Here is a 24,960-nt window from a genome sequence, read left to right as displayed (position 1 = left end):
ACTCAGATGGTCCCGCTGCGGATCGCGGTGGCGATCGCCATGGCGCGGTTGCTGGCGCCGTATTTGCGTATCGCATGGGCGAGATAGCTGTTGACGGTGTTGGCGGTGACCCCGAGGATCATCGCGACCTCGCCGGTGGTCTTGCCCTCCGAAACCCAGCGCAGACATTCGCGCTCGCGCACCGAGAGCGAATTGGGCGGCGGGGTGCCCAGAAGGTCGGCCGGTACCCGCGACAGCAAATAGCAACAGGCGAGTTGCGCCTGCGGCAGCATCTGGTCGTCGATGGCGCCGACCCGGCCGGACGAAAACAGCGCCTTGCAGCGCTGTGCGGTGGCGTTGAGCCCGACACAGTAGATTTCCGCGTGCCCGTGGCGGGCGAGCAGGTGCAGCGCGTCGTCGCCGTCGGTGGCGATCGGTTTCGCCGGCTCGCCGATCGCGCAGGTGCGCGGCCCGGCCGAAAGCCGGGCGAGCCGCTCCAGGCCGAGAATGTGGACGGTGTCGTAGACCCAGTTCGAGGCGATGATGTAGGGCCGCTCGCCGCCATGATCGATCAGGGTGCCCAACAGAAGAAACCGTTCCGCGCCCGCTTCGGCGCAGATGCGGCCGAGACAGTCGGAAAGGTCGCTGCGGGTGGTGACGGCCGGTATCGCGGCCAGGGTCTCGCGCGAGAGCGTTTGCCGCGCGCCGTTCATGACCGCCGGCCCGGGAAGGGCGGCGCGTCGCCGCCACAGGGGCGGGTCGCGGAACTTGGCGAATCACTCGACATGTCCAACGATTTCCACGCAGCGCGAATCGGGTCAACCGCCAAATCTTGCTGCGGATGCCGAAACCGGCCGGCGCGGCTATCGCGGCTTCATCAGGCCGAGCCGTCCGCGCGCCAGCCAGCGCGCCAGCAGCAGCACGCCCACCACGGCCAGGCCGGAGGAGAGGCCGAGCCAGATGCCGGCGCCGCCCAGGTCGGCCCGGAAGGCCAAGAGCGCGCCGACCGGCAGGCCGACGCCCCAATAGCCGAGCGCGGCGTAAAGCATGGGCACGCGGGTGTCGTGAAGGCCGCGCAGCATGCCGCCGGCCACCGCCTGGGCGCCGTCGAATATCTGGAACAGGGCGGCGAAGGCCAGAAAACCGACCGCCAGTTGCGCAACCGCTCTGTTTTCGGGCGTGGAGGCGTCGATGAAGACCCCGATCAGAAGCTCGGGCACCGCGATCATGACCAGCGCCATCAGCGCCATGAAGCCGACGCCGAGCGCGAAGGACGTCCAGCCGGCGCGCGCGATGCCCTCGGGATCGCCGGCGCCGTAGGCGCGGCCGACGCGCACGGTGACCGCCTGAGAGATGCCCATCGGCACCATGAAGGACAGCGAGGCGACCTGCATGGCGATCGCGTGGGCGGCGAGCGCGGTCGTGCCGATCAGTCCCATCAGCATGGCCGCGACATTGAAGATCGAGACCTCGAAGAGCACGATCGCGCCGATCGGCAGGCCGAGGCGGGCGAGGGCGACGAAGCGCGGCCAGTCGGGGCGCCAGAAGCGCCCGAACAGCCGATAGCGGCGAAACTGCTTGTCCACGGTCACGACCAGGGTGACACCGGCGAACATCAACAGGCTCGACAGGGTCGTCGCCAGCCCGGAACCGGCGATGCCCATCGCCGGAAAGCCGAGATTGCCGAACATCAGGCACCAATTGGCCAGAACGTTGAAGGCGACGGCGCAAAAGGTGACCGCCAGCGCCCAGCCCGGCCGCTCCAACGCGGCCATGAAACAGCGCAGCACGATATACCAGAAGAAGGGCAGGATCGCCCATTGCAGCCAGATCATGTAGCGGCCGGCTTCGCGGGCCAGTTCCGTCTGCTGGCCCATCAGCAGCAGCAGCGGTTCGGCGAACCACAAAAACAGCCAGATCGGCAGCGCGGCCAGCGTCGCGATCCACAGGCCCTGGCGCACCGTGCGGCGCACATCGCGCACCGAATGGCGGCGGCGCCCGAGTTCGCTGGCGATCATCGGCGCGGTCGCCAGGATCAGGCCGAGGCCGAAGATCATCGGCGCGAAGTAGAGCGACCAGCCGAGCGTGCCGGCGCCCAGCGTGACCGGGCCGAGCCGCCCCATCATGATGATGTCGGTGGCCGTCATGGCGTTCTGGCCGAGATTGGTCATGACCATCGGCCAGGCGAGCGCCAGGGTGGCGCGGATTTCCCGCCGCCAAACCGTCATCCGCGCCGGCGCCGGGGGCGCGGCCGGGTAGGCTGCCGTTCTGCTCATTGTGGCCTCTTGATACGCGGTCGCGCGGAGCTTTCGCGGGCGTCCGTGCCATGCATCGATCCGGCTCTTGGGACAAGCGGCGCGGCAAGGCAAGCGGCTGCACGCCTTAATCGATTGGTACAGCGGCGCCGTTTTACGGCGCGGTCCGAATTGCCGCAGGCGGGTTTTTGCGATTTCCGCGAAACCGCCGCGCTGTTATGACGGGGCTCGAAACAAAAAAGGCGGACAGCGTGCAAGGACGGCTTCACCGGACACGATCGTGGATCGCCATCGTCGCGACCGCCTTCCTCGTCCTGCAGTCCGTGCTCGCCGGCTTTGTCGGCGGCGCCAATGCCGCTCCGCCGGCGCTCGACGCGTTCGGCAATCCGCTGTGCATCGGCAACAGCGTCGGCGATCCGGGCGAAAACGGCGGCGGCGGCCACCAAGTGCCGGCTTGCTGTGCGGCGGCCTGTTCGATGTTCGCGCCGGTCATGGCGACCGCCGCGCACGAAACCGCGCCATTTCCCGCCCTTTTCGACGACGCCTCCGTTCGCGTATCCCATCGCGCCCTCCCGACGACACGCGGGCGCGGCGAACCGGGCCGGCCGCGCGCGCCTCCGCTTTCGGGCTGATCCGGACCGTTCTCGACGGTTCCGTTTTGGATTTGTCGCCGGGCATGCCCCGGCTCCCGACTGTTCTTGGAGATTATCATGTCGACTGTTTTCGGCGCGGCTTTCGCGCGTTTCTTCCGTCCGCAACCGTCCTTCCTCGCCAGCGTCGAGGAAAGGCTCGGCCTTGCCGTTCTCGCCTTCGCGCTGCTTCTGGCGAGCGCATTGTCACTGATGGCGTCCGAAGCCAGGGTCGGCGACATCGTCGTCGAGCATGGCTGGTCGCGCGCCGCGCCCGCCGGCGCCAAGGTGGCGGGCGGCTTCGTCGTCATCCGCAACCAGGGCAGCGCCGACGACCGGCTGGTCGCGGCGGAGACCGACATCGCCGCGCGCGGCGAGATCCACGAGATGGCGATCGACGACAAGGGCGTGATGACCATGCGCCCGCTGGCGGACGGGCTGGTTGTCCCGGCCGGCGAAACCGTCGAATTGAAGCCGGGCTCCTTCCACCTCATGTTCATGGGGCTCACTGCCCAGCCGGAGGAAGGCGGGACCTTCGCCGTGCGGCTGATTTTCGAAAAGGCGGGGCCGGTCGACCTGACCTTCGAGGTCACCGGCATGGGCGGCGGCCACAAGAAGCACGGCGACTGACCCCGCCGGCTTGGCCGTGATCGGCGTCCGGCGCTTCGGGCAGAACCCGACTGCGCCGGACCTTGCCCGGCTCATGCGCGGTCGGAATCCGGCGCCATATTCGCGAATGCGACACATGCCGCACCCGATTGCGACGTCATATTGACATAAAGATATCCTTATGTGACCATGGAAGGAATTCCAGAACACGATCACGCGAGTATATTTTATGGCTTCCAGCCTTGATGAGCTGTTCGGCCCGGTTGCGGAAAAGCCGGACGGCAAGGAAATTCGCGCCGCGCTCGAACAGGCGGCGCGCGAACGCATTCTCGTTCTCGACGGCGCGATGGGCACGCGCATTCAGGCCCTCGGCTTCGGCGAGGACGATTATCGCGGCGACAAGTTCGCCGGCTGCGCCTGCCACCAGCAGGGCAACAACGATCTCCTGATCCTGTCGCAGCCCAAGGCGATCGAGGACATCCACCTCGAATACGCGCTTGCCGGCGCCGACATCCTGGAGACCAACACGTTTTCCTCGACCTCGATCGCCCAGGCCGATTACGGCATGGAGGCGATGGTCTACGAGCTGAACCGCGACGGCGCCCGGCTGGCGCGCCGCGCCGCGATCCGCGCTCAGCAGAAGGACGGCCGCCGCCGCTTCGTCGCCGGCGCGCTCGGACCGACCAACCGCACGGCCTCGATCTCGCCCGACGTCAACAATCCCGGCTTCCGCGCGGTCACCTTCGACGACCTCAGGATCGCCTATGCCGACCAGCTGCGCGGCCTGATCGACGGCGGCGCCGACATCGTGCTGATCGAGACGATCTTCGATACGCTGAACGCCAAGGCGGCGATCTTCGCCGCGCTGGAAGTGTTCGCCGAAAAGGAGATCGAGCTGCCGATCATGATTTCGGGCACGATCACCGACCTTTCGGGGCGCACCCTGTCCGGCCAGACGCCGACGGCGTTCTGGCACTCGATCTGCCATGCCAAGCCGTTCACGGTCGGGCTCAACTGCGCGCTCGGCGCCGAGCAGATGCGTCCGCATCTGGCCGAGATTTCGAGCGTCGCCGACACCTTTACCTGCGCCTATCCCAATGCCGGCCTGCCGAACGCGTTCGGCGAATATGACGAAAGCCCGGAATTCATGGCCGAGCAGGTCGAGGCCTTCGCGCGCGAGGGGCTTGTCAATGTCGTCGGCGGCTGCTGCGGGTCGACGCCGGAGCATATTCGCGCCATCGCCGAGGCGGTTTCCAAATACGCGCCGCGCGCGCTGCCCGACATCGAGCCGCGCATGCGCCTTTCCGGGCTGGAGCCGTTCGTGCTGACCGACGACATTCCGTTCGTCAATGTCGGCGAGCGCACCAACGTCACCGGCTCGGCGCGCTTCCGCAAGCTGATCACCGCCGGCGATTACGCCGCCGCCCTCGAGGTCGCCCGCGACCAGGTCGAAAACGGCGCCCAGGTGATCGACATCAACATGGACGAGGGCCTGATCGATTCGAAGGCCGTCATCGTCGACTATCTCAATCTGGTCGCTTCCGAGCCCGACATCGCGCGGGTGCCGGTGATGATCGATTCCTCCAAATGGGAGGTGATCGAGGCCGGCCTGCAATGCGTGCAGGGCAAGGCGGTGGTCAACTCGATCTCGCTCAAGGAAGGCGAGGAGGCCTTCCTGAAGCAGGCGCGGCTGTGCCGGGCCTATGGCGCGGCGGTCGTGGTGATGGCCTTCGACGAGACCGGCCAGGCCGATACCAAAGAGCGCAAGGTCGAGATCTGCACCCGCGCCTACAAGATTTTGACCGAGAAGGTCGGCTTCCCGCCGCAGGACATCATTTTCGATCCGAATATTTTCGCGGTCGCCACCGGCATCGAGGAGCACGACAATTACGGCGTCGACTTCATCGAGGCGACGCGCGAGATCACCAGCACCCTGCCGCACGCCCACGTGTCGGGCGGGGTGTCGAACCTGTCGTTCTCCTTCCGCGGCAACGAGCCGGTGCGCGAGGCGATGCACGCGGTCTTCCTCTATCACGCCATCCAGGCGGGCATGGATATGGGCATCGTCAATGCCGGCCAGCTCGCCGTCTACGACACGATCGACGCCGAACTGCGCGAGGCCTGCGAGGACGTGGTGCTGAACCGGACGCCGAAAGGCGAGGGGAGCGCGACGGAGCGCCTGCTCGACCTTGCCGAGCGCTTCCGCGGAACCGGCGGCAAGGCGGCCCGGGAAAAGGACCTGTCGTGGCGCGAATGGCCGGTTGAAAAGCGGCTCGAACACGCGCTCGTCAACGGCATCACCGAATATGTGGTGGACGACACCGAAGAGGCGAGGACCAAGGCGGAAAGGCCGCTGCACGTCATCGAGGGGCCGCTGATGGCCGGCATGAACGTGGTCGGCGACCTGTTCGGCGCCGGCAAGATGTTCCTGCCGCAGGTGGTCAAGTCGGCCCGCGTCATGAAGCAGGCGGTGGCCCATCTGCTGCCCTATATGGAGGCCGAGAAGCGCGAGAGCGGCGACGACACCAAGAATGCCGGCAAGGTGCTTTTGGCTACCGTCAAGGGCGACGTGCACGATATCGGCAAGAACATCGTCGGCGTGGTGCTGGCCTGCAACAATTACGAGATCATCGATCTCGGCGTGATGGTGCCGGCAACCAAGATTTTGCAGACCGCGCGCGAGGAAAAGGTCGACATTATCGGGCTTTCCGGCCTGATCACGCCGTCGCTGGACGAAATGGCGCATGTCGCGGCGGAGATGGAGCGCGAAGGTTTCGACGTTCCGCTGCTGATCGGCGGCGCCACGACCAGCCGCGTGCACACGGCGGTCAAGATCCATCCGCAATATGAGCGCGGACAGGCCGTCTACGTCACCGATGCCAGCCGCGCCGTCGGCGTGGTGTCGAGCCTGCTGTCGCCGGAAACCCGCGCCTCCTATGTCGAGACCGTCCAGGCCGAATACAAGAAGGTGGCGGCCGCGCACGAGCGCAACGAGGCCGAAAAGCGCCGGCTGCCGCTGGCGGCGGCGCGCGCCAACACGTTCAAGCCCGACTGGGCCGGCTACGAGCCGCCGGCGCCGTCCTTCACCGGCACGCGCGTCTTCGACAACTGGGACCTGGAGGAGCTGTCGCGTTATATCGACTGGACGCCGTTCTTCCAGACCTGGGAGATGAAGGGGCGCTATCCCAAGATCCTGCAGGACGAAAAGCAGGGCGAGGCCGCGCGCCAGCTCTTCGACGACGCTCAGCAAATGCTGAAAAAGATCATCGACGAAAAATGGTTCGTGCCCAAGGCGACGATCGGTTTCTGGCCCGCCAACGCGGTCGGCGACGACATTCGCCTTTTCGCCGACGACAGCCGCGACAAGGAACTGGCGACGTTCTACACGCTGCGCCAGCAACTGACCCGCCGCGACGGCAAGCCGAACCTGGCGCTTGCCGATTTCGTCGCACCGGTCGAAAGCGGCAAACCGGACTATATCGGCGGCTTCGTGGTGACGGCCGGGATCGAGGAAATCGCGATCGCCGAACGTTTCGAGCGGGCCAATGACGATTACGCCTCGATCATGGTCAAGGCGCTGGCCGATCGCTTCGCCGAGGCCTTCGCCGAGTGTCTGCACGAGCGCGTGCGCAAGGACTATTGGGGCTATGGCGCCGACGAGGCGTTTACGCCGGAAGAGCTGATCGGCGAGCCCTATCACGGCATCCGTCCGGCGCCCGGCTATCCAGCCCAGCCCGACCATACCGAAAAGGCCACTTTGTTCGGCCTGCTCGACGCCGAGGCGACAATCGGGGTGAAGCTCACCGAAAGCTATGCGATGTGGCCGGGCTCGTCCGTGTCCGGGCTCTATTTCTCGCATCCCGAAAGCTATTATTTCGGCGTCGCCAAGGTCGAGCGCGATCAGGTCGAGGATTACGCCGCCCGCAAGGGCATGGAGGTCGCGGCGGTGGAGCGGTGGCTCGGGCCGGTGCTCAACTATACGCCGAAGAAATATGCCGAGGCGGCGGAATAAGCCGCCTCGCGGACGATCCCGGCGCCTCGGGCGCCGGGACCGGTTTCATGCCGAACGATGATCGGGTAAGGACTGGAGGTCGGATCGCCGCCGTCTCGTTCTCCCGCAGTTCGGAGCTTTCATGAAAATCTTTGCCTACAAGCCTGGCCATGACGGCCATGTCGCGCTGTTGGAGGACGCTCGGCTCGCCTTCTCGATCGAGGCGGAAAAGGATTCCGGCCCACGCTACGGGCCGATCACGCCGGAACTGATGCTGCACGGACTGTCGCTGGCCGACAACGTACCCGACGTCTTGGCCGTATCCGGCTGGCTGCGCTCGTTCCGGCCGATGGCCGATCCGATCGGGGCGGGCTATTTCGGCGAAACCGAGGCCGGCATCATCGACCGGCCGCATCGTTTCCAGGGCCGCGACGTTCGCTATTTCTCTTCCTCGCACGAACGCTCCCATATTGTCGGCAGCTATGCGATGTCGCCCTTTCCGCAGGGCCAGCCCTGCTACGCGCTGGTCTGGGAAGGCGTGATCGGCAGCTTCTACCGGATCGACGAAAAGCTCGGCGTGAGAAGGCTCGGCACGCCAATGTCTGGCCCCGGCCACAAATACGGCTTTCTCTACGGGCTCGTCGATCCGAAACTGCCGGTCGAGGCGCGCAAATCGCGGCGCGAGGATGCCGGCAAGCTGATGGCGATCGCCGGGTACGGACACGACACGCCGGAAACGCCCGAGGAGCGCGCGCTGATGGAACGGCTGATCGCCTGGGACGCGGTCGCCGCGCCGTTGCGCAAGGCCGATTTCACCGACACGCCGTTTTTCGATATCGGCCTCGACAGTCAGGCGTTCCGCAACCTCGCCCGCCGGTTCCAGGATGCCGTGTTCGAGCGCTTCGCCGCATTTGCGCGCCGCGAGATGACCGAGGGCCTGCCGCTGCTGGTGTCGGGCGGCTGTGGGCTCAATTGCGACTGGAACAGCGCCTGGATCGGCTCCGGCCTGTTCGCCGACGTCTTCGTCCAGCCTTGCACCAACGATTCCGGGTCCGCGATCGGCACCGCCGCCGACGCCCAGTATCGCTACACCGGCAACGCCAAGATCGCCTGGGACGCCTATGCCGGCGAGGATTTCGTGCATGACGAGGCCGACCTGTCCGGTTTCGAGGCCGTCGCCCGCGACGATGGTGAACTCGCCGCGCGGCTGAAGGCGGGGGCGGTCTTTGCCTGGGTGCAGGGACGCTACGAGATCGGACCGCGCGCGCTCGGCAACCGCTCGCTGATCGCGGCACCGTTTTCGGCCGAGATCCACACGCGTCTCAACGCCATCAAGCAGCGCGAGGGTTTTCGGCCGATCGCGCCGATCCTTCTCGAAGAAGAGCTCGACCGGTATTTCGGCCATCACGGGCCGAGCCCGCACATGCTGTTCTTCCAGACGGTGACCACCGACGCTTTGAAGGCGGTGACGCATGTCGACGGCTCGGCGCGCGCCCAGACGGTGACGCAGGCCCAGAACCCTCAGATCCATGCGCTGCTGTCGGCGTTCAAGGACGCGACCGGCTACGGGGTGTTGTGCAACACCTCGCTCAATTTTTCCGGCAAGGGCTTCATCAACCGGATGAGCGATCTGGTGCGGTATGCCCGCGACACCGGGCTGGACGGCTTTGTCGTCGGCGACGTGTTTTATCGCAAGGCCTGAGGCAAACGGGACCTCTACCGGACGAGCAGCAGGTTTTCCGCCGTCTCGCCGGCCACGGCATAGCCGCGCCGTGCCAACGCGGCGCGGCAGTCCGTGCGCCACAATTGGGACAAGACGGTCTCGATCAGGATCGCGGCCGGCCATAGCGACGGTTCGGCCTGGTCGAAAAACGGCAACAGGGCGCGATCCTCGAAACCCTCGACGTCGATCTTCAGGAGATCGATCCGCGTAAGCCCCTGGTCGGCGATTTCGGCGGCGAGCGGCCGGACCGCGACCTCGTGTCCGGCGCGCACCGTGCCGGCGGCTTCGGCCAGCAGCGAGGCATGGCCGATATTGCCGCCGCCGTCGCTGTGCAGCGTCATCGTGCCGGCCGTTTCGGCGATCGCGAGGTTTCGGGCGGCGATGGTGTGGTTGCCGTTGGCCGCGACATTGAAGGCGAGCTTGGCGAAGGTGCGCGGATGCGGCTCGAAGGCGACCACCCGCCCGGTCGGCCCGGCGGTTCTTGCCACGAACAGCGCATAGGTGCCGATATTGGCGCCGATGTCGACGAACACCATGCCCGGCGCGAGCCGAGGGGCGATCAGCGCCAGTTCGGCCGGCTCCGGCATCGTTGCGCGGCCGAGCAGGATGCGGTCGTCGCGGTTTTCGGTCGGATAGGCGCGCAGCTTCAGCCCCGCCACCTCGACATCGAACGGGCCGGCAAAGCGGCCGGCGAGACGCTTGCGCACGAGGCGCCGGGAAGCGGGCGAAAGCAGGCCGGCTGTGGCCAGACGCCACGCCGCCGCCGGCGCGAAGCCGGGCCGGCGCTGGCCAAACGGGGTCGTCGTGTCGAGCGGCGGGCGGGGCGTGGTCATGGCGTCGTGCGCTTGCCGGTCAGAGCGCCGGCGTGGTCGATTTGCCGGCGCTCTTGTCGCCGGTGTCTTCCTCGTCGATTGCCGAGCGTACCGACCCCGCGATCGCCTCCTTCTGCGCCGGGCTCAGTTCGCTTGCCTTTTCGCCATCGGCAAGCCGCACGGTGACCTCGCGGTGGGCGAAGCGCACGCCTTCCTTCTCGAACAGATCGCGGATCGCGGCATAGACGACCTTGCGGGTGACGAACTGGTCGCCCGGCCGGGTCATGAACTTGACCCGCACGATCATCGCCGAATCCTCCATCTTGTAGACGCCCTGCGATTTCAGCGGTTGCAGGAAGAGCGGCCCGACCACCTCGTCCTCGAGCAATTGCTGGCCGAGCTTCTTGATCAGCTTGCGGACCTTTTCGACATCGGTGTCGTAGGTCAGCCGCAGCGGCAGCTTCATCATCACCCAGTCGCGGGAATAGTTGGTGAGTTGGTGGATCTCGCCGAACGGCACCGTGTGGACGGCACCGAGATGATGGCGCAGCTGGAAGGAGCGCATCGAGATCTTTTCCACCACGCCCTTCACATTGTCGATCTCGATATATTCGCCTTTGCGGAAGGCGTCGTCGATCAGGAAGAAGGCGCCGGAGAAAATATCGCGGATTAGGGTCTGGGCGCCGAAGCCGATCGCAATGCCGATCACGCCCGCACCGGCGAAGAGCGGGCCGATATCGACGCCGAGATTGGCCAGCACCACCATCGCGCCGATGGCGATGATGGCCGAGATCAGCACGTTGCGGAAGATCGGCAACAGGGTCGCGAGCCGCGACTGGCCCTTGCCGCCTTCGCTGTCGCCTTCGCCGGGATTGCTCGGCTGGTCGTCGAGCGTGCCGCCCTCCTCGACGATGCGGTGATCGATGTAGCCGTTGACGGTCCGGTAGGCCGAGGCCGCGACGATGACGGCAAGCAGGATGTCGAGGGCGGCGGCGAGCGGATGCCCGCCCTCGCGGCCGATATCGATGCCCCACAGCCGGGCGAGCTCGCCGGCCGAGACCACCAGGATCGTGGCCTGGACGACGTTTTCGAAAAACGGCTTGAAGGCGGGAAAATAGGGCCTTATCGCGGTCGAGGGCTCCGGCGTGGTGCGCATGACGGTCATCTCGCCCCCCTCCTCGATCATGTCGCGCATGTCTTCGCTCATCTCCGACATCATCTCGTCGGCGGCCTGCGCGCGCTCCCAGGCCTGCTTTTCGGCCTGCAGCTTCATCTCCTCGCGCCTGAGATGTGCGGCCGCGCGCCGTTCGTAGACGATCTCGATCAGATAGGAGGCGACGGCGTAGGCGAAGATCGCGGCCACGAAGACGATGATCGGGGCGAGGACGGGAATATAACCGCCGGGCAGGCCGAGCGTGAGGCGCACCGAACTGACGAACCAGGCCAGCGCCAGATATAGAAGCAGCAGCGGCACCGCCAGAAAGGCGATGGTTTTCAGCCAGGCCGGTTTCTGCGCGGGGTCGCCCTTGCCCAGGATGATGATGCGCAGATCCTGCTTGTGGACGACGGCGAGAAGAGCCAGCATGGCCGCGCAGATCAGCAGGCCGACGATGAAAGCGAGGCTGTGGGCGTCGGCGTTGACGATGTCCATCGAGGCGCCGGAAGGACCGTCTTTCAACGCCAGGATCTGGATCCAGCGGCACAGCCCGATGATGAGGGCGCCGATCGCCAGCGCGACCGCCCAGTGCCTGAACACGCGCTGCGCCTGGGCGTCGTCGAGTTCGACCAGGCGGTGCGCCGGCGAGGTGGGGGCGAAGAAATTCCAGAACACGACGCCGCGCAGCACGCGGTAGCCGATATAGGTCGACACGACGATGAAAATCGTCGCCCGGGTCGGTTCGTGGCCGGTGTCGAAGATCACCGCGACCAGGATCGCCGTGGCGAACATGATGCCGGCGCTCAAGAGCATCCAGCCCGCCCGCGCCAGCAGATAGGCGAGCTTTCCGGAGCGTTTCTGCTCGTTTTCATCGTAGAGCGCGCGGAAATGATCGCGTCCCCAGCGCGTCACCAGACGGAACATGTAGTGACCGGCAATCAGGCCGCCGACCGCCGTGACCAGCGCGATGACCAGCCACCAGGCGGTGCCGTCCGGGCTCGCCGCCTTCAGCGATTTCGGCAGGTCGTCGAGGAAAACCATCGCGTTGGCGATCATGCGGCGCATGTTGGCGCGCGCCTCGAGCAGGTTCTTGTTCGAAAACGCCATCGTCATCGGCGGGGCGGCGGCCTGCTTGTCGTCGCCGCCGGGCTGGACGACGATCACCGTGGAGCCGTCCTTGCGGGCCGCTTCCAGAAACGCTTCCAGGGCAGCGCCGTCCCGGGGTTGCGCCTGGGGCGCCTGTGCCAACGCCGCGCCGGCATGAAGCAGGGCTTGCAACACGAGGACGCTCAGGACAAACAGGATCGGGCGCAAAAGCCGCAATTTTTGAACGAACGGCCCGAAAAGGGATTGGTTTTTCATGAAATCTGCGCCGAAAATGCCAATCTTTTCGGATTTAATGCCACAAAACGGCGCCCAATCAGAGTAAATTATGGTCAAAATCGCGTTTTACGCAATGCGTCACGGCGAGACGGCGTGGAATGCGCAAGGCCGTTTCCAGGGGCACAGCGATATCGCGCTTTCGCCTGCGGGCCGCGCGCAGGCCTTGGCGGGTGCTGCGGGTCTTCGGGCGATGCTGGCGAACGAGCCGCGATTGTCCGCGCCGGAACGCATCGTGACCTCGCCGCTCGCACGCGCCCGCGAGACGGCCGAGATCGTGCGCGACGCGCTCGGCCTGCCGGAGGCGGCGCTGTGCGTGGACGTGCGGTTGCGCGAGGCGGGATTCGGGAACTGGGAGGGGCTGACGACGCTGGAGGTCAAGGCGCGCTTTCCCCAGGAGCGCCGGCGGCGCAAGGCCGAGCGCTGGTCCTACGCCCCGCCCGGCGGCGAAAGCTATGCCGATATCGACCGCGCGATGCGCGGGCTGATCGACGAGCTGGATCGGGCGCCCTTGTCGCTTTTGGTCACCCATGCCGGCAATCTGCGCATCCTGATGATGCGCGCGGCGGGCCGCGACCCGGCCGAGGCGCTGCGCGACCCGGTCGGCCATGGCACGGTGCATTTTTTCGACGGGCGGCAAGCGCGGCCGGCGTGACGGCCGCCTGGTGAAATACACGCGTCATGCAGCCCTGCCAGAACTGCGGCGACGGGACGTATTGCAAAAATCGAAGGCGCGTCTACCCTGCCGCGACTACGGCGAAGACAGCGCGATCGGGGGAATCGGGCGTGAGCGCGAACAAAGACCTGCTGCGCGTCGAGAACCTCAGCATCTCGATCGCGATCCAGGATACCAGTCTGGAGGTGGTGAAGAATGCGAGCTTTCGCATCCCCGCCGGCAAGACGGTTGCGCTCGTCGGCGAGTCCGGATCGGGCAAGTCGATCATCGCCCAATCCATTCTGGGCATTCTGCCGCGCGTGGCCCGCATCACCGGCGGGCATATCCGGTTTCGCGATCCGCTGAGACCGGACGACGAGTGCGACATCGCCGCGCTCGACGCCGACAGCGCCGAGATGCGGGCCTTGCGCGGCGGGCGTATCGCCATCGTCTTCCAGGAACCGATGACGTCGCTGTCGCCGCTGCACAAGGTCGGCCATCAGGTCGAGGAGGCGCTTGTCCTGCATCGCCAAATCGCCGGCACCGAGGCGCGCGCGACGACGCAGGAAATGTTGCACCTGGTCGGATTTCCCGATCCGGAGCGCGCCTACGACATGTATCCGATGGAGCTTTCGGGCGGGCTGCGCCAGCGCGCCATGATCGCGATGGCGCTGATCTGCCGGCCGGCCCTGCTGATCGCCGACGAGCCGACGACCGCGCTCGACGTCACGGTGCAGGCCCAGGTGCTCGGGCTTTTGAAGTCGCTGCAGGCCAAACTCGGTATGTCGCTGCTTCTGATCACCCACGATCTGGGCGTGGTCGCCAACATGGCCGACGAGGTGGTGGTAATCTATCACGGCGAAGTCGTGGAGGCCGGGCCGCTGGAGGCGATCTTCAAGGCGCCCGGCCATGCCTATACACGCGCGCTGATGAAGGCGGTGCCGGACCTGGATATGGACCGCAACCAGAAGCTCGTCGCCCTGCGCGACAGTACCCCGGTGATCCCGAGCTCGATGAAGGGCCAGACCCGCGATTTTTCACGCATCGACGGACCGTTGCTGCGCGTGCGCAACCTGTCGAAGAGCTATGTCGGCAAGGCGGGGCGCTGGTTCGGCGGCGCGAGCACGCGCACGCTCGCCGTCGACGATGTCAGCTTCGACGTCATGCCTGGCGAGTGTTTCGGCATCGTGGGCGAAAGCGGTTGCGGCAAGTCGACCATCAGCAAGCTGATCATGCGGGCGATCGAAGCCGATAGCGGCACGATCCGGTTCGACAACGGAACCGACGCCTGCGACGTGCTGGACCTTGAAGGGCACGCGCTGAAGGCGTTCCGCAAGCGCATCCAGATCGTTTTCCAGGACCCGTTCGGTTCACTCAGCCCGCGCTCGACGATCCTCAACACGCTGAGCGAACCGCTGGAAATCCACGGCGTCGCGAGCGGCAAGGCCAACAGCCGCAACGCGGCGGAGCTGATGGCGCTGGTCGGGCTGCAGACCAGCCAGTTGAACCGCTATCCGCACAGTTTTTCCGGCGGCCAGCGCCAGCGGATCGGCATTGCGCGCGCGCTCGCATTGTCGCCCGACCTTTTGATCTGCGACGAGCCGGTCTCGGCGCTGGATGTCTCCGTGCAAGCGCAAATCCTCAATCTTTTGAAGGATCTGCAGAAAAATCTCGGCCTGACGATGATCTTCATCTCCCACAATCTGGCGGTGGTCAAGTATATCGCCGACCGGATCGCGGTGATGCGACGGGGCCGCATCGTCGAGGTCGCGGATGTCGAGACGCTGTTTGCGCGGCCCGTCCACCCCTACACCAAAAGCCTGCTTGCGGCCGTACCCACCATTCGCCTCGATCGCAAGCTCGACTTCTCACATCACGACGGCGACACCCATGACCCCGCGCGGGACTGGCCGGACGAGTTCAAGCCGGGCGTAAACGGCGACCCGCTGCGGCTCGTGCCGGTTGCCGAGGACCATTGGGTGCTTGCCCGTTCGCTGCCATCCCGGGAGAGGATACCAGCATGACCGTTTCAGCTCTCGTCCGCCGCATGGGCCTGTCGGCCTGCATGGCCGGCCTGATCGTCGCGTGCGCGCTTGCTGGTGCGCCGGTGCTGGCGCAGGAGCCGCCGGCGCTTAAACAGGCGGTGGAAAGCGGCGCCCTGCCGCCGATGGCCGAAAGGCTGCCGGACACGCCGCGCGTGATCGACCTTGCCGCGCTCGGCCGCAGCGAAGGGCGTTACGGCGGCACGCTGACCATGCTGATGGCCCAGTCCAAGGACATCCGCATGATGACGATCTACGGCTATGCGCGGCTGGTCGGCTTCGACGAGAAGCTGGACCTCGTGCCGGACATCCTGGAGAGCTTCGAAGTCGAGGAAGGCCGCATCTTCACCTTGAAGCTGCGGCCGGGCCACCGCTGGTCCGACGGCCATCCGTTCACGGCCGAGGACTTTCGCTATTCCTGGGAGGAGGTCGAGACCAACGAGGATCTGTCGCGGGCAGGGCCCTCGCAGGTCATGCTGGTCGACGGGGAGCCGCCGGAATTCGAGGTGATCGACGAGCAGACGGTTCGCTACACCTGGTCGAAACCCAACCCGCAATTCCTGCCGTCGCTCGCCGGCGGCAGCCCGAACTACATCGCCGTGCCGGCGCATTATCTGAAACAGTTCCACCAAAAATATACCGACAAGGCCGAACTCGATGCCAAGGTCGCCGAGGCCGGCGTACGCGACTGGGTGGCGCTGCACACGATCCGGGCGCGCGCCTACCGGCCGGAAAACCCGGACCTGCCGTCGCTGGAACCCTGGGTCAACACCACGCCGCCGCCGGCCGAACGCTTCATCTTCAAGCGCAATCCCTATTATCACCGGGTCGACAAGTCCGGCCGGCAACTGCCCTATATCGACGAGATCTTCATGGGCATCAGCTCGGCCGACATCATTCCGGCCAAGACCGGCAGCGGCGACAGCGACCTGCAGGCCCGCTATCTGCGCTTCGACAACTACACTTTTCTGAAGCAGGCCAGCCAGGCGCACGGCTACCAGGTCAAGCTGTGGCGCGACGGCGACGGTTCGCAGGTCGCCTATCTGCCGAACCTCAACGTCAGCGACCCGGTCTGGCGCACGCTCTTTCGCGACGTGCGGTTCCGCCGCGCGCTGTCGGTGGCGATCCACCGCGAGGAGATCAACCAGCAATTCTATTTCGGCCTGGCGCATCCGGCGGCCAACACGGTGCTCGACACCTCGCCGCTGTTCCGGCCGGAATACGACCAGGCCTGGGCGCAATACGATCCCGACCTCGCCAACCGGCTGCTCGACGAGATCGGGCTGGAGCGCGGCGGCGACGGCGTGCGCCGGCTGCCGGACGGCCGCCCGGCCGAACTGATCGTCGAACTGGCGGGCGGCACCGAGGAATCCGACGTCACCCAGCTCGTCGGCGAATATTGGGGCAAGATCGGCATCAAGGTGTTCCCGCGCTCCATGCAGCTCGACAATCTACGCCGCCGGTTCCTGGCCGGCGACACGCAGATGTCGGTATGGAGCGGCCTGAATGTCGGGCTCGCCACCGCCGACATGCCGCCGGAGGAACTGGCGCCGGTTTCGTCGGTGCAAGGCATCTGGCCGCAATGGGGCCAATATGTCGAGACCGGCGGCAAGGCGGGGGAGATGGTTGACGAACCGAAGGCGCTGCGCCTGCACGAACTGTTCCAGTCCTGGCGGGTGTCGTCGACGACCGAGGAGCGCCGGGCGATCTGGCACGAGATGCTGGAGATCTATACCGACCAGGTCTACACGATCGGCACGGTCAACGGGGTGCTGCAGCCGGTGGTGGTGCGCGACACGTTGCAGAACGTGCCCGACAAAGGCATTTACGCGTTTTCTCCGGTCGCCTATTTCGGGGTCTACATGCCGGACACGTTCTGGTTCTCGGCAGGGGATTAGGCCGGTTGCTGCGTTACATCGTCTACCGACTGCTGGCCGCGATCCCGACGCTGTTCTTGATCAGCGCGCTGGTGTTCCTGATCATCGAACTGCCGCCGGGCGATTATTTCGAGACCTATGTCGCCGAACTGCAGGCGCAGGGTGAGACGGTCGATCCGAAGAAGATCGAATATCTCAAGGAACAATACGGTTTCGACAAGCCGCTGCTCGAACGCTACTTCACCTGGGTCGGCGGCATGCTGCAGGGCGATTTCGGCTATTCGTTCGAATATGAGCTTCCGGTTAGCGACGTGGTCGGAAACCGGCTCTATCTCACCATCGTGGTCTCGATGGTGACGATCATCTTCACCTGGTTGATCGCGTTTCCGATCGGCATCTATTCGGCGACGCACCAATATTCCTGGGGCGATTACGGACTGACCTTCATCGGCCTTCTGGGCCTGGCGACACCGAACTTCCTGCTGGCGCTGATCCTGCTTTACCTCGCCAATGTGTGGTTCGGCACCTCGATCGGCCATCTGATGGACGCCCGCTTCATCGACCAGCCGATGAGCTGGGCCAAATTCCGGTCGATGGCCGAGCATATGGTGATCCCGGTGATCGTCATCGGCACGGCGGGTACGGCCGGCATGATCCGCCGGCTGCGGGCAAACCTGCTCGACGAGCTGCAGAAGCAATATGTCGTGACCGCCCGCGCCAAGGGCGTGCCGCCGCTGCGGGCGCTGCTGAAATATCCGCTGCGCATGTCGCTCAACTTCTTCATCGCCGACATCGGCAGTATCCTGCCGGCGGTGATCTCCGGCGCGGAGGTGGTGGCGATCGTGCTGTCGCTGGAGACGACCGGGCCGCTGCTGATCCGCGCCCTGCAGAGCCAGGACATGTATCTGGCCGGATCGTTCCTGATGTTCCTGGCGACGTTGACGGTGATCGGCGTGCTGATCTCCGACATCGCGCTTGCCATTCTCGATCCGCGGATCAGGCTGCAGGAGGGACGCCGGCGATGACGTCTCCCCTGCCGCCGGACGGCGGACCGCTCGAGCATTTCGTTTCGCAGACCGCCTTCGACCCCGAGGTGACGGAGAAACTGACGCCGGCGCAGGAGCGCATCTATCTGGCCTCGCAACTGCGCCTGATGTGGTGGAAGTTCCGCCGCCACCGCGCGGCGGTCGTCTCGGGCATCTTTCTGGTGCTGCTTTACGCCTCGATCCTGATCAGCGAGTTTCTGGCGCCCTACAATCTGGAAAGCCGCAACGTCAACGCGATCTACATGCCGCCTCAGAGCGTGCATCTGTTCCATGAGGGCGCGTTTGTCGGTCCGTTCGTCTACGGCACCAAATTCGAGCTCAACATGGAGACGCTGAAGCGCGAATACACCGCCGACACGTCCCAGGTTCAGAAATTGCGCTTCTTCTGCCGCGGCGACCGCTACCGCTTCTGGGGCATGTGGGAGAGCGACGTACACTTGTTCTGCCCGGCCGAGGGGGGCGATGTGTTCCTGCTCGGCACGGACAGGCTCGGACGCGACGTGCTGTCGCGCATGATCTACGGCACGCGTATCTCGCTGACCATCGGCCTGATCGGCATCACCGTCAGCTTCGTCCTCGGCATTTCGATCGGCGGCGCGGCCGGCTATTACGGCGGCTGGGTCGACCATATCGTGCAGCGCGTGATCGAGGTGCTGCAAAGCCTGCCGAGCATTCCGCTGTGGCTGGCGCTGGCGGCAATCATGCCGGTGACCTGGAGTCCGATCCTGGTCTATTTCGGCATCACCATCATTTTGGGCCTGATCGACTGGACGGGGCTGGCGCGCGCCGTGCGCTCCAAGCTGCTGTCGCTGCGCGAGGAGGAATATGTGGTGGCGGCGGAGCTGATGGGGGCGAGCCCGACGCGGGTGATTTTCCGCCACCTGATCCCCGGCTTCATGAGCCATCTGATCGCCTCGGCGACCATCACCATCCCGACCATGATCCTGGGCGAAACGGCGTTGAGCTTTCTCGGCCTCGGCCTGCGCCCGCCGGTGACGAGCTGGGGCGTGCTGCTCAACGAGGCCCAAAACATCAACGTGGTCGCGCTCTATCCGTGGCTGATCCTGCCGGTCGTGCCGGTGATCCTGGTGATCCTGGCCTTCAACTTCCTCGGCGACGGCCTGCGCGACGCCGCCGACCCCTATCACTGAGCGGGGGGAGGCAGCACGGCGGCGAGATCGTCGGCGTTGCGGAAAGCCAGTCCCTTGTCTTCGGTGAGGTAGGACAGCAGGCCGTCGAGCGTCGCCCAGGCGTCGTCGTCATGGACGAGATGATGCGACAGGATGCCGACCGGCAGGCCGCCGCGCGCGCGCGCCTCGCCGAGCCGGCGGCGCGTCTCGGCGATCGTCCAGTCGAGCGGGCGACCCTTGCGGCCGCCATGCCAGTCGACGATGTCGACATGGGTGTTGAGTTCGGGCAAGCGCGTGCCTGTCGGGCGCCAGCCATGGGTCGAGAGCGCGCGAAATCCGGCTTCGTGGACGCGGGCGGCCACCGCCGGCGCGATCCGGTTCCAGGGCGGCACCAGAATGCCGGAGAGCCGGGAACCGAACAGCTCTTGCAGCCGGGCGCGCCCGGCGCGCAACTCGGCCAGCACCTCGTCGACGTCGCGGTCGCCGCCGAGTTCGACCGCCTTTTCGGTGTCGGGCGTGTGGCGGCGATGGGCATAACCGTGGACGCAGGGCGTCACCAGGGGGTCCATGGCGATGCGCTCGGCGAGCGCCGGCGTCGCGTCGGCCGGAATGATTGCGAGCAGGACCGGCGCCCGGTGCCGCCTGGCAAGCGCGATCAGCCGGTCGAGCGCCGGGGAGGGACGGGTGGCGTCGTCGTCGCGCAAGAACAGGCGCGGCGCGAGACCCTCGCCGGCCCAGCGCGCCAGTTCGTCGTCGAGCTCGGCGAAGGGGCTCATCGCGCCCGCGCCGTTTCGCGCGTGCGTGGAAGAAACGGGTCGAGCGTGTGTTTGAACAGCCGCGCGGCCGCTTCGATCGAATGGTGCTCGGCGACGTTGGTGCGCCCGGCGGCGCCGATCGCCTGCCGGAGCGCGGGCGTGTCGATGAGGCGGGCGAGATTGGCGCGAAAGGCCTCGACGTCGCCTTCGAGGGCGAGCAGACCGCTTGCGGGCGTGACAACGACCGGCACGCCGGCGGCGGCGTAGGCGGCGACCGGCAGGCCGAGCGCCTGTGCCTCGAGATAGGACATGCCGAACGCCTCGCCGAGCCCCGGCCAGACGAAAATGTCGGCCGCGCCCATCCAGCCGGCGACTTCGGGTTTCGGCAGCGCGCCGGCGAAAAAAACGCGGCCGGCGGGCAGCTCGGAAAACATCGCCTCGACGTCGGCGCGGCCGGGACCGTCGCCGACGACGACGAGGGTCCAGCGGCGCGCGGCGAGGCCCGACAGGATCGTGGCCAGGGCCCGGTAGGAGGCCATCTTGGCGCCGGGCCGCATCATGCCGACGGCCAGCAGCAGCGGCGCGTCGTCGCCGAAGGGAACGGGCGGCGGTGCCTGCGGTGCCTGCGCGGCCGTCTCGATGAAGGGGGGCAGGGGGACGATCATGCCGGGATCGTCGAGAAAACTCTCCAGATAGGCCCGGTCCGAGGGTTTGAGGCAGAAATTCGCGGCGGCGCCCGCAACGGCGGCCTGGACGGCGGCGCGTGCCTCTGCCCAGTCGGCGTCGGTTGCCTGGCGGGTGCGGCAGGCTTCGGCCGTCACGTAGGGAATGCCGAACGCCTGGGACACGGCCGGCCCGATCCAGTCCGGGGCCTTGCAATAGGGGTGATAGGTGAACCACAGATCGGGCGCGGTCGCCGGCGTGTGCGACCAGGCGCCGAGCAGCCGGTCGCGCTCGGCCTCGCACGCGGCCCGGCGTTCGCAAAACAGCGTGGACGAGGGGCGCTTTTGATAGGAGATCGTTTCCGTGGCGAGCGTCACCTGGTAGCCGGCCAGGCGCAGCGCCTTCATCATCGCGCGGGCGATCTCGCGATCGCCCGACGGGATCGGGTGATCGGGCGATTTCAAGGGCGCGTAAAAGGCGATTTTTGCGGGCATAGGCATCGACGCTAGAGAGAAGGCGGCGGCGCGGTCAAGCCGTGTGGCCGTGTCACGCCGGCGCGGGCGCGGCGGCGAAGCGGGCAAGGAGCCGCGCCGTTTCCGCGGCGCCGTCAAGGCGGATCGCGGCGCGGTCGGGCACAGGCGCTTCAATCGCACGGTCGATGGCGGCCGCGATCCCGTCCGGCGTTTCGTCGGTATGGGCGACGGCTTCGGCGAGCCCGGAGCGCCCCATCAGCGCGGCGCGGGTGATCTGTTCGGTCTCGATGCCGTCCGACAAGGGCACCACCACCGCCCGGCAGCCGGCGGCGTAGATGTCGGCCACGGTGTTGTAGCCGACCCGCGAGATCGACAGTCTGGCGGCGGCGAGAAGGGCGGGCAGGTCGGGCACGAAGGACAGGAATTCGAGCCTTCCGGAGGCGAGCGCGCTCAATTCCGCCTTCTGGGCCTCGCTGGTCCTCAGGCCGGTGATCACCGTCCATTGCTCGTCGCGCAGGCTGCACAGCGGCTTGGCCTGCAGCGCGGTCCTGAGAAGGGTGTGGCCGAGCGCGCCGCCGCCGACCGACACCACAACCCCGGCGCGCCGGCGCGCGGGGGGCGGCGGTTCGGGCGCGACGAGGCCTGTATAGAAGACCTTGTCGGCGATCTCGCCGGTCAGGCGGAACGTGTCGTCGAGACGCGTGAAGGCCGGGTCGCCGTGAACCAGGACATGGTCGAAATAGGACTGGATAATCTCGACCACCTCGTGGTCGCGTTCCGGCTTCTTGGTGTTGGCCTGGAGAATATCGCGGATCGAGGCGGCGATCAGCGGCTTTGGCCTGCGCGCCCGTGCGGCTTCCATCAGCGGCAGCAGCTCGAAGCGCATCTGGCGCCGGCCGAACGGAAACGCCTCGGTGAGCACGATGTCGGGCCGGGTGCGCTCGAACAGGTCGAGCAGGATGTCGCGCCGCCGGTCCTTCCAGGCGTCGTCGACCGGCGTGCCGTCCGGCAGTTCCAGCTTGTTGAAAACGGCCTCGCCGGCGCGCACCGGCGGCAGAAAATGGGTCCGCGTCGCGCCGCTGTCGAAATCGGGGATGGGCACGCCGCCGAAGACGAGATCGACCTCGAAGCCGGCCGCGACCAGGGCGCGCACGATGCGCGCGGCCCGGAAGACATGGCCAACGCCCATCAGGTGCTGGACGTAGAAGAAGACCTTTTTGGTCACGAGGCGATTTTCTCCGCGGACGGTTTGGCCGGCGCGACGCCGGAGGCCACGAAACGTGCGATCAGGCGTCCGATCGCCCCGCGATGGTCGAACGCCGTGCGCACGCGGTGCTCGGCCGCCTCGCCGATGCGTCGGCGCAGGCCCGGGTCGCGAATGAGGGTTTCGATCGTGACGGCGAGCGGCTCCGGCTCGTCGGGGGCGACCAGAAAGCCGGTTTCGCCGTCGAGGATCAGTTCGGGAATGCCGGAGACGGGCGTCGAAACGCAGACCAGGCCCTGGCTTTGCGCCTCCACCAGCACGTTGGGCAGTCCGTCGCGGTCGCCGTTCGGCGCGATCCGGCAGGGCAGCACGAACAGGTCCGCCTTGCGGTACTCGGCCAGCACCTCGCGTTGCGGCATCGAGCCGTGCAGGCTGACCCGCCCGGCAAGCCCGAGTTCGGCCACCTGCGCCTTCAGCGCCTCGCTCAATTCGCCGCCGCCAATATGGGTCCAGTGCCAGTTCAAGTCGGCGGGCAGGCGGGCGAGCGCGGCGGCGAGCGTGTCGAGCCCCTTCTTGGTCACCGCCCGGCCGACGGACAGGATGCGCGCGGGGTCTCGCGGGTCGGAGCCGTCGCGGGCGTAGGCGGGCGCCGCTGGCGGCGAAAAGCGCGACAGATCGATGCCGTGATAGACGAGGCTCACCTTGTCGGGGTCGTCGGCGAGGCTTTTGAGGTGGCGCGCGCCGCCCGCCGTGCAGGTGACGGTCCAGTCGCTGGCGGCGAGCTTTTCCTGAATCTCCCAATCCGGCGAGGTCCAGATATCCTTGGCGTGAGCCGAGGCGCTCCAGCGCATTTGCCGCATCTCGGCCGCATACCGGGCGACCGAGGACGGGGTGTGCAGGAAATGGCCGTAGATCCAGGCCGCGTCCTGGGGAAACTCGGCGGCGAAGACCAGTGCCTGGCCGAAGCGACGAATGCGGTTGGCGCTCGGATCGCGGCGCAGGTCGCGCAGCCAATTGTTGCGCGCCTGCCGATAGCCCGGAAGGCGGCGTACCTTGCGCCAGGCCGCCAACACGCGGCCGGGCTCGTGGTGGAGATATTCCGGCAAATAGAGGGTCCGCGCGCGGATCTCGTCGTTGATCGGGTGGGTCTTCTTGTCGGTCGGGTGGCGCAGCGAAACCAGCGTGAGACGGAAGCCGGCGCGCTCGAGTTCGAGCAATTCCTGCGCCACGAACGTCTCCGACAGGCGCGGATAGCATTTCAGGACGACGGCGATGTGTGAATTCATAGGCTGGCGGCCCTGAGCGAGGCCGTGGCGGTGGCGGCCTCGCGCCGGCGGTCGAGCAGGATTTCCGACAATGCGCAGATGCGGTTGAGGCCGTCCATGTCGGGGCGGGCAACGGCCGCCGATGGCGGCGCGCGCTCCAGCAGCCGGTCGATCGCGGCCAGGAAGCGGTGCGGGTTCTTGGCGCTTTCGATGTCGAGCACGTCGACCCAGCCGAATTCCTCGGCACGGTGGGCGCGGATCGACTGTTCGCGGCGCGGCGCGGTGCGCGGAACGAACAGCGCCGGCCTGTCGAACGACATCACCTCGCAAAACGTGTTGTAGCCGCACATGCCGATCACCGCGCGCGCATTGGCCACGATCTGTTCGAGATTGGCGTCGAAGTCGACGACGCGCACATTCGCAACGCCCGAGGCGCGCGCCATGATCTCGAAGCGCTGCCCGTCGGTCATGAACGGGCCGAGCACGAACAGGAAGGACAGGTGGCCGCAAAGCCCCTGCTTGATGACGTTGAGCGCGGCGGCCATCAGGTCGTAGCCGTCGCCGCCGCCGCCGGCGGTCACCAGCACGTAGCCGCTGCCATAGTCGTTGGATGCGTCGCCGGTCTCGGGCAGCGCCCGCGGCAGGAAGCCGGTATAGCGCGTGCGCGAGAGCACGGCCTCGGACAGGTCAATGCCGGCGAGCGGATTGTAGAAGCTGCCCGGCCCGTAGATCCAGATCTCGTCGTAGAGGGCTTCGAGATGGTCGAGAATGTGCTTGCGGGCCCATTCCTCGCGCAAAAGCTCCGGCGCGTCGAGAACGTCGCGCAGGCCCAGCACCGTGGTGGCGCCGCGGTCTTTGAGCCGCTGCAAGGCCGGCAGCATCTCGCGCGCCAAGCCAAGCGGCTCCTTGTCGACGATGACCAGTTGCGGATCGATCCGGTCGGCCGCCTCGTCGATCAGCGCTTCGCGCTGGCGGATGGTGTCGTCGAAGGTGGAGGTGGTGCTGCCGGAGACGTAGGAGCCGTCGGAGAGTTTGTGCGCGGCCGGAATCTGCACGTAGTCGACGCGGTCCTCGAACGGGTAGGCCGAAACCACCGGGGACCCGGAAATAATCGACACTTCGACGTTGCGGAAATGGGAGACGAGTGCGTGCGCGATGGTCCGACTACGGCGCAAATGCCCCAGGCCGAAGGTGTCATGGCTGTACATGAGCACTTTGAACTTGTCGAACGGGTTCATGCACAGCCCGGAAGGTTCGCCACCAACGATTAGCTGGTGATAGGCGATATAACTCTTAAGCGCAACGAAACGCTCGCG

The 24,960-nt window shown here is 66.5% G+C and carries 18 protein-coding genes; 9 read left to right on the top strand and 9 right to left on the bottom strand.

Translation table 11 applies throughout. The annotated features are described in order from the left end of the window. Positions 1 to 2: 2 nt before the first annotated feature. On the bottom strand, positions 3 to 692 hold the full coding sequence (locus C7T96_RS08865) for a helix-turn-helix transcriptional regulator (protein ID WP_106570835.1): 690 nt from the start codon (positions 690 to 692) through the stop codon (positions 3 to 5). Positions 693 to 842: 150 nt separating this feature from the next. Then, the gene (locus C7T96_RS08860) at positions 843 to 2,207 is read right to left on the bottom strand and encodes an MATE family efflux transporter (RefSeq protein WP_106570834.1); all 1,365 of its coding nucleotides are present in this window, start codon (positions 2,205 to 2,207) and stop codon (positions 843 to 845) included. Positions 2,208 to 2,485: 278 nt separating this feature from the next. Here C7T96_RS08860 and C7T96_RS08855 point away from each other — a divergent pair, with 278 nt between their 5' ends. The 4 genes from C7T96_RS08855 (at position 2,486) to C7T96_RS08840 (ending at position 9,165) form a co-directional block, all read left to right on the top strand. Then, complete coding sequence (locus C7T96_RS08855; protein WP_127600352.1) at positions 2,486 to 2,866, top strand: hypothetical protein; 381 nt, start codon at positions 2,486 to 2,488, stop codon at positions 2,864 to 2,866. A gap of 78 nt (positions 2,867 to 2,944) precedes the next feature. Then, positions 2,945 to 3,493: a copper chaperone PCu(A)C gene (locus C7T96_RS08850; RefSeq protein WP_106570832.1), complete on the top strand. Its 549-nt coding sequence runs from the start codon at positions 2,945 to 2,947 to the stop codon at positions 3,491 to 3,493. Between the two features lie 208 nt (positions 3,494 to 3,701). Next, positions 3,702 to 7,484 (top strand): methionine synthase, encoded by a 3,783-nt coding sequence (metH, locus tag C7T96_RS08845; protein WP_106570831.1) that lies wholly within the window; start codon positions 3,702 to 3,704, stop codon positions 7,482 to 7,484. Between the two features lie 121 nt (positions 7,485 to 7,605). Beyond that, the gene (locus tag C7T96_RS08840; RefSeq protein ID WP_106570830.1) at positions 7,606 to 9,165 is read left to right on the top strand and encodes a carbamoyltransferase C-terminal domain-containing protein; all 1,560 of its coding nucleotides are present in this window, start codon (positions 7,606 to 7,608) and stop codon (positions 9,163 to 9,165) included. Positions 9,166 to 9,179: 14 nt separating this feature from the next. Here the strand turns inward: C7T96_RS08840 and C7T96_RS08835 are convergent, their stop codons facing one another. Continuing rightward, positions 9,180 to 10,019 (bottom strand): FkbM family methyltransferase, encoded by an 840-nt coding sequence (locus tag C7T96_RS08835; RefSeq protein WP_106570829.1) that lies wholly within the window; start codon positions 10,017 to 10,019, stop codon positions 9,180 to 9,182. Positions 10,020 to 10,038: 19 nt separating this feature from the next. Next, on the bottom strand, positions 10,039 to 12,516 hold the full coding sequence (locus tag C7T96_RS08830) for a mechanosensitive ion channel family protein (protein WP_199190435.1): 2,478 nt from the start codon (positions 12,514 to 12,516) through the stop codon (positions 10,039 to 10,041). Positions 12,517 to 12,586: 70 nt separating this feature from the next. Here C7T96_RS08830 and C7T96_RS08825 point away from each other — a divergent pair, with 70 nt between their 5' ends. The 5 genes from C7T96_RS08825 to C7T96_RS08805 all read left to right on the top strand — a co-directional run bounded on the left by C7T96_RS08825 (position 12,587) and on the right by C7T96_RS08805 (position 19,305). Then, a complete protein-coding gene (locus C7T96_RS08825) occupies positions 12,587 to 13,189 on the top strand; it encodes a histidine phosphatase family protein (protein WP_106570828.1) in 603 nt (200 codons plus the stop codon). Positions 13,190 to 13,320: 131 nt separating this feature from the next. Beyond that, on the top strand, positions 13,321 to 15,213 hold the full coding sequence (locus C7T96_RS08820) for an ABC transporter ATP-binding protein (protein WP_106570827.1): 1,893 nt from the start codon (positions 13,321 to 13,323) through the stop codon (positions 15,211 to 15,213). Continuing rightward, complete coding sequence (locus C7T96_RS08815) at positions 15,210 to 17,129, top strand: ABC transporter substrate-binding protein (RefSeq protein WP_245414102.1); 1,920 nt, start codon at positions 15,210 to 15,212, stop codon at positions 17,127 to 17,129. Before C7T96_RS08820 ends, C7T96_RS08815 begins: the two co-directional genes overlap by 4 nt. Before the next feature lie 5 nt (positions 17,130 to 17,134). Then, positions 17,135 to 18,133 (top strand): ABC transporter permease, encoded by a 999-nt coding sequence (locus C7T96_RS08810; RefSeq protein WP_106570826.1) that lies wholly within the window; start codon positions 17,135 to 17,137, stop codon positions 18,131 to 18,133. Beyond that, positions 18,130 to 19,305: an ABC transporter permease gene (locus C7T96_RS08805; protein WP_106570825.1), complete on the top strand. Its 1,176-nt coding sequence runs from the start codon at positions 18,130 to 18,132 to the stop codon at positions 19,303 to 19,305. The genes C7T96_RS08810 and C7T96_RS08805 overlap by 4 nt, the downstream gene beginning before the upstream one ends. On the opposite strand, the gene C7T96_RS08800 is transcribed toward C7T96_RS08805, so the two are convergent. Genes C7T96_RS08800 through C7T96_RS08780 form a run of 5 tightly spaced genes read right to left on the bottom strand, consistent with a single transcriptional unit; the run spans position 19,299 to position 24,882 of the window. Further along, entirely contained in the window at positions 19,299 to 20,060 is a 762-nt protein-coding gene (locus C7T96_RS08800) for a polysaccharide deacetylase family protein (RefSeq protein WP_106570824.1), read from the bottom strand. The two genes, C7T96_RS08805 and C7T96_RS08800, sit on opposite strands and share 7 nt — an antisense overlap. Beyond that, on the bottom strand, positions 20,057 to 21,196 hold the full coding sequence (locus C7T96_RS08795) for a glycosyltransferase family 4 protein (RefSeq protein WP_158264330.1): 1,140 nt from the start codon (positions 21,194 to 21,196) through the stop codon (positions 20,057 to 20,059). Before C7T96_RS08795 ends, C7T96_RS08800 begins: the two co-directional genes overlap by 4 nt. Before the next feature lie 52 nt (positions 21,197 to 21,248). Next, positions 21,249 to 22,400 carry a glycosyltransferase gene (locus tag C7T96_RS08790; RefSeq protein WP_106570822.1) on the bottom strand — a complete coding sequence of 384 codons (1,152 nt, stop codon included), beginning with the start codon at positions 22,398 to 22,400 and terminating at the stop codon, positions 21,249 to 21,251. Further along, positions 22,397 to 23,665 (bottom strand): glycosyltransferase family 4 protein, encoded by a 1,269-nt coding sequence (locus C7T96_RS08785; RefSeq protein ID WP_106570821.1) that lies wholly within the window; start codon positions 23,663 to 23,665, stop codon positions 22,397 to 22,399. The genes C7T96_RS08790 and C7T96_RS08785 overlap by 4 nt, the downstream gene beginning before the upstream one ends. Beyond that, complete coding sequence (locus tag C7T96_RS08780) at positions 23,662 to 24,882, bottom strand: glycosyltransferase (RefSeq protein WP_106570820.1); 1,221 nt, start codon at positions 24,880 to 24,882, stop codon at positions 23,662 to 23,664. Before C7T96_RS08780 ends, C7T96_RS08785 begins: the two co-directional genes overlap by 4 nt. Positions 24,883 to 24,960 lie beyond the last annotated feature (78 nt).

This window comes from Nitratireductor sp. StC3, from assembly GCF_003015025.1.
Lineage (GTDB): Bacteria > Pseudomonadota > Alphaproteobacteria > Rhizobiales > Rhizobiaceae > Mangrovimarina > Mangrovimarina alexandrii.
The sequence above is the reverse complement of the archived record's forward strand: the minus strand, read 5'-3'. Positions and strand labels throughout refer to the sequence as shown.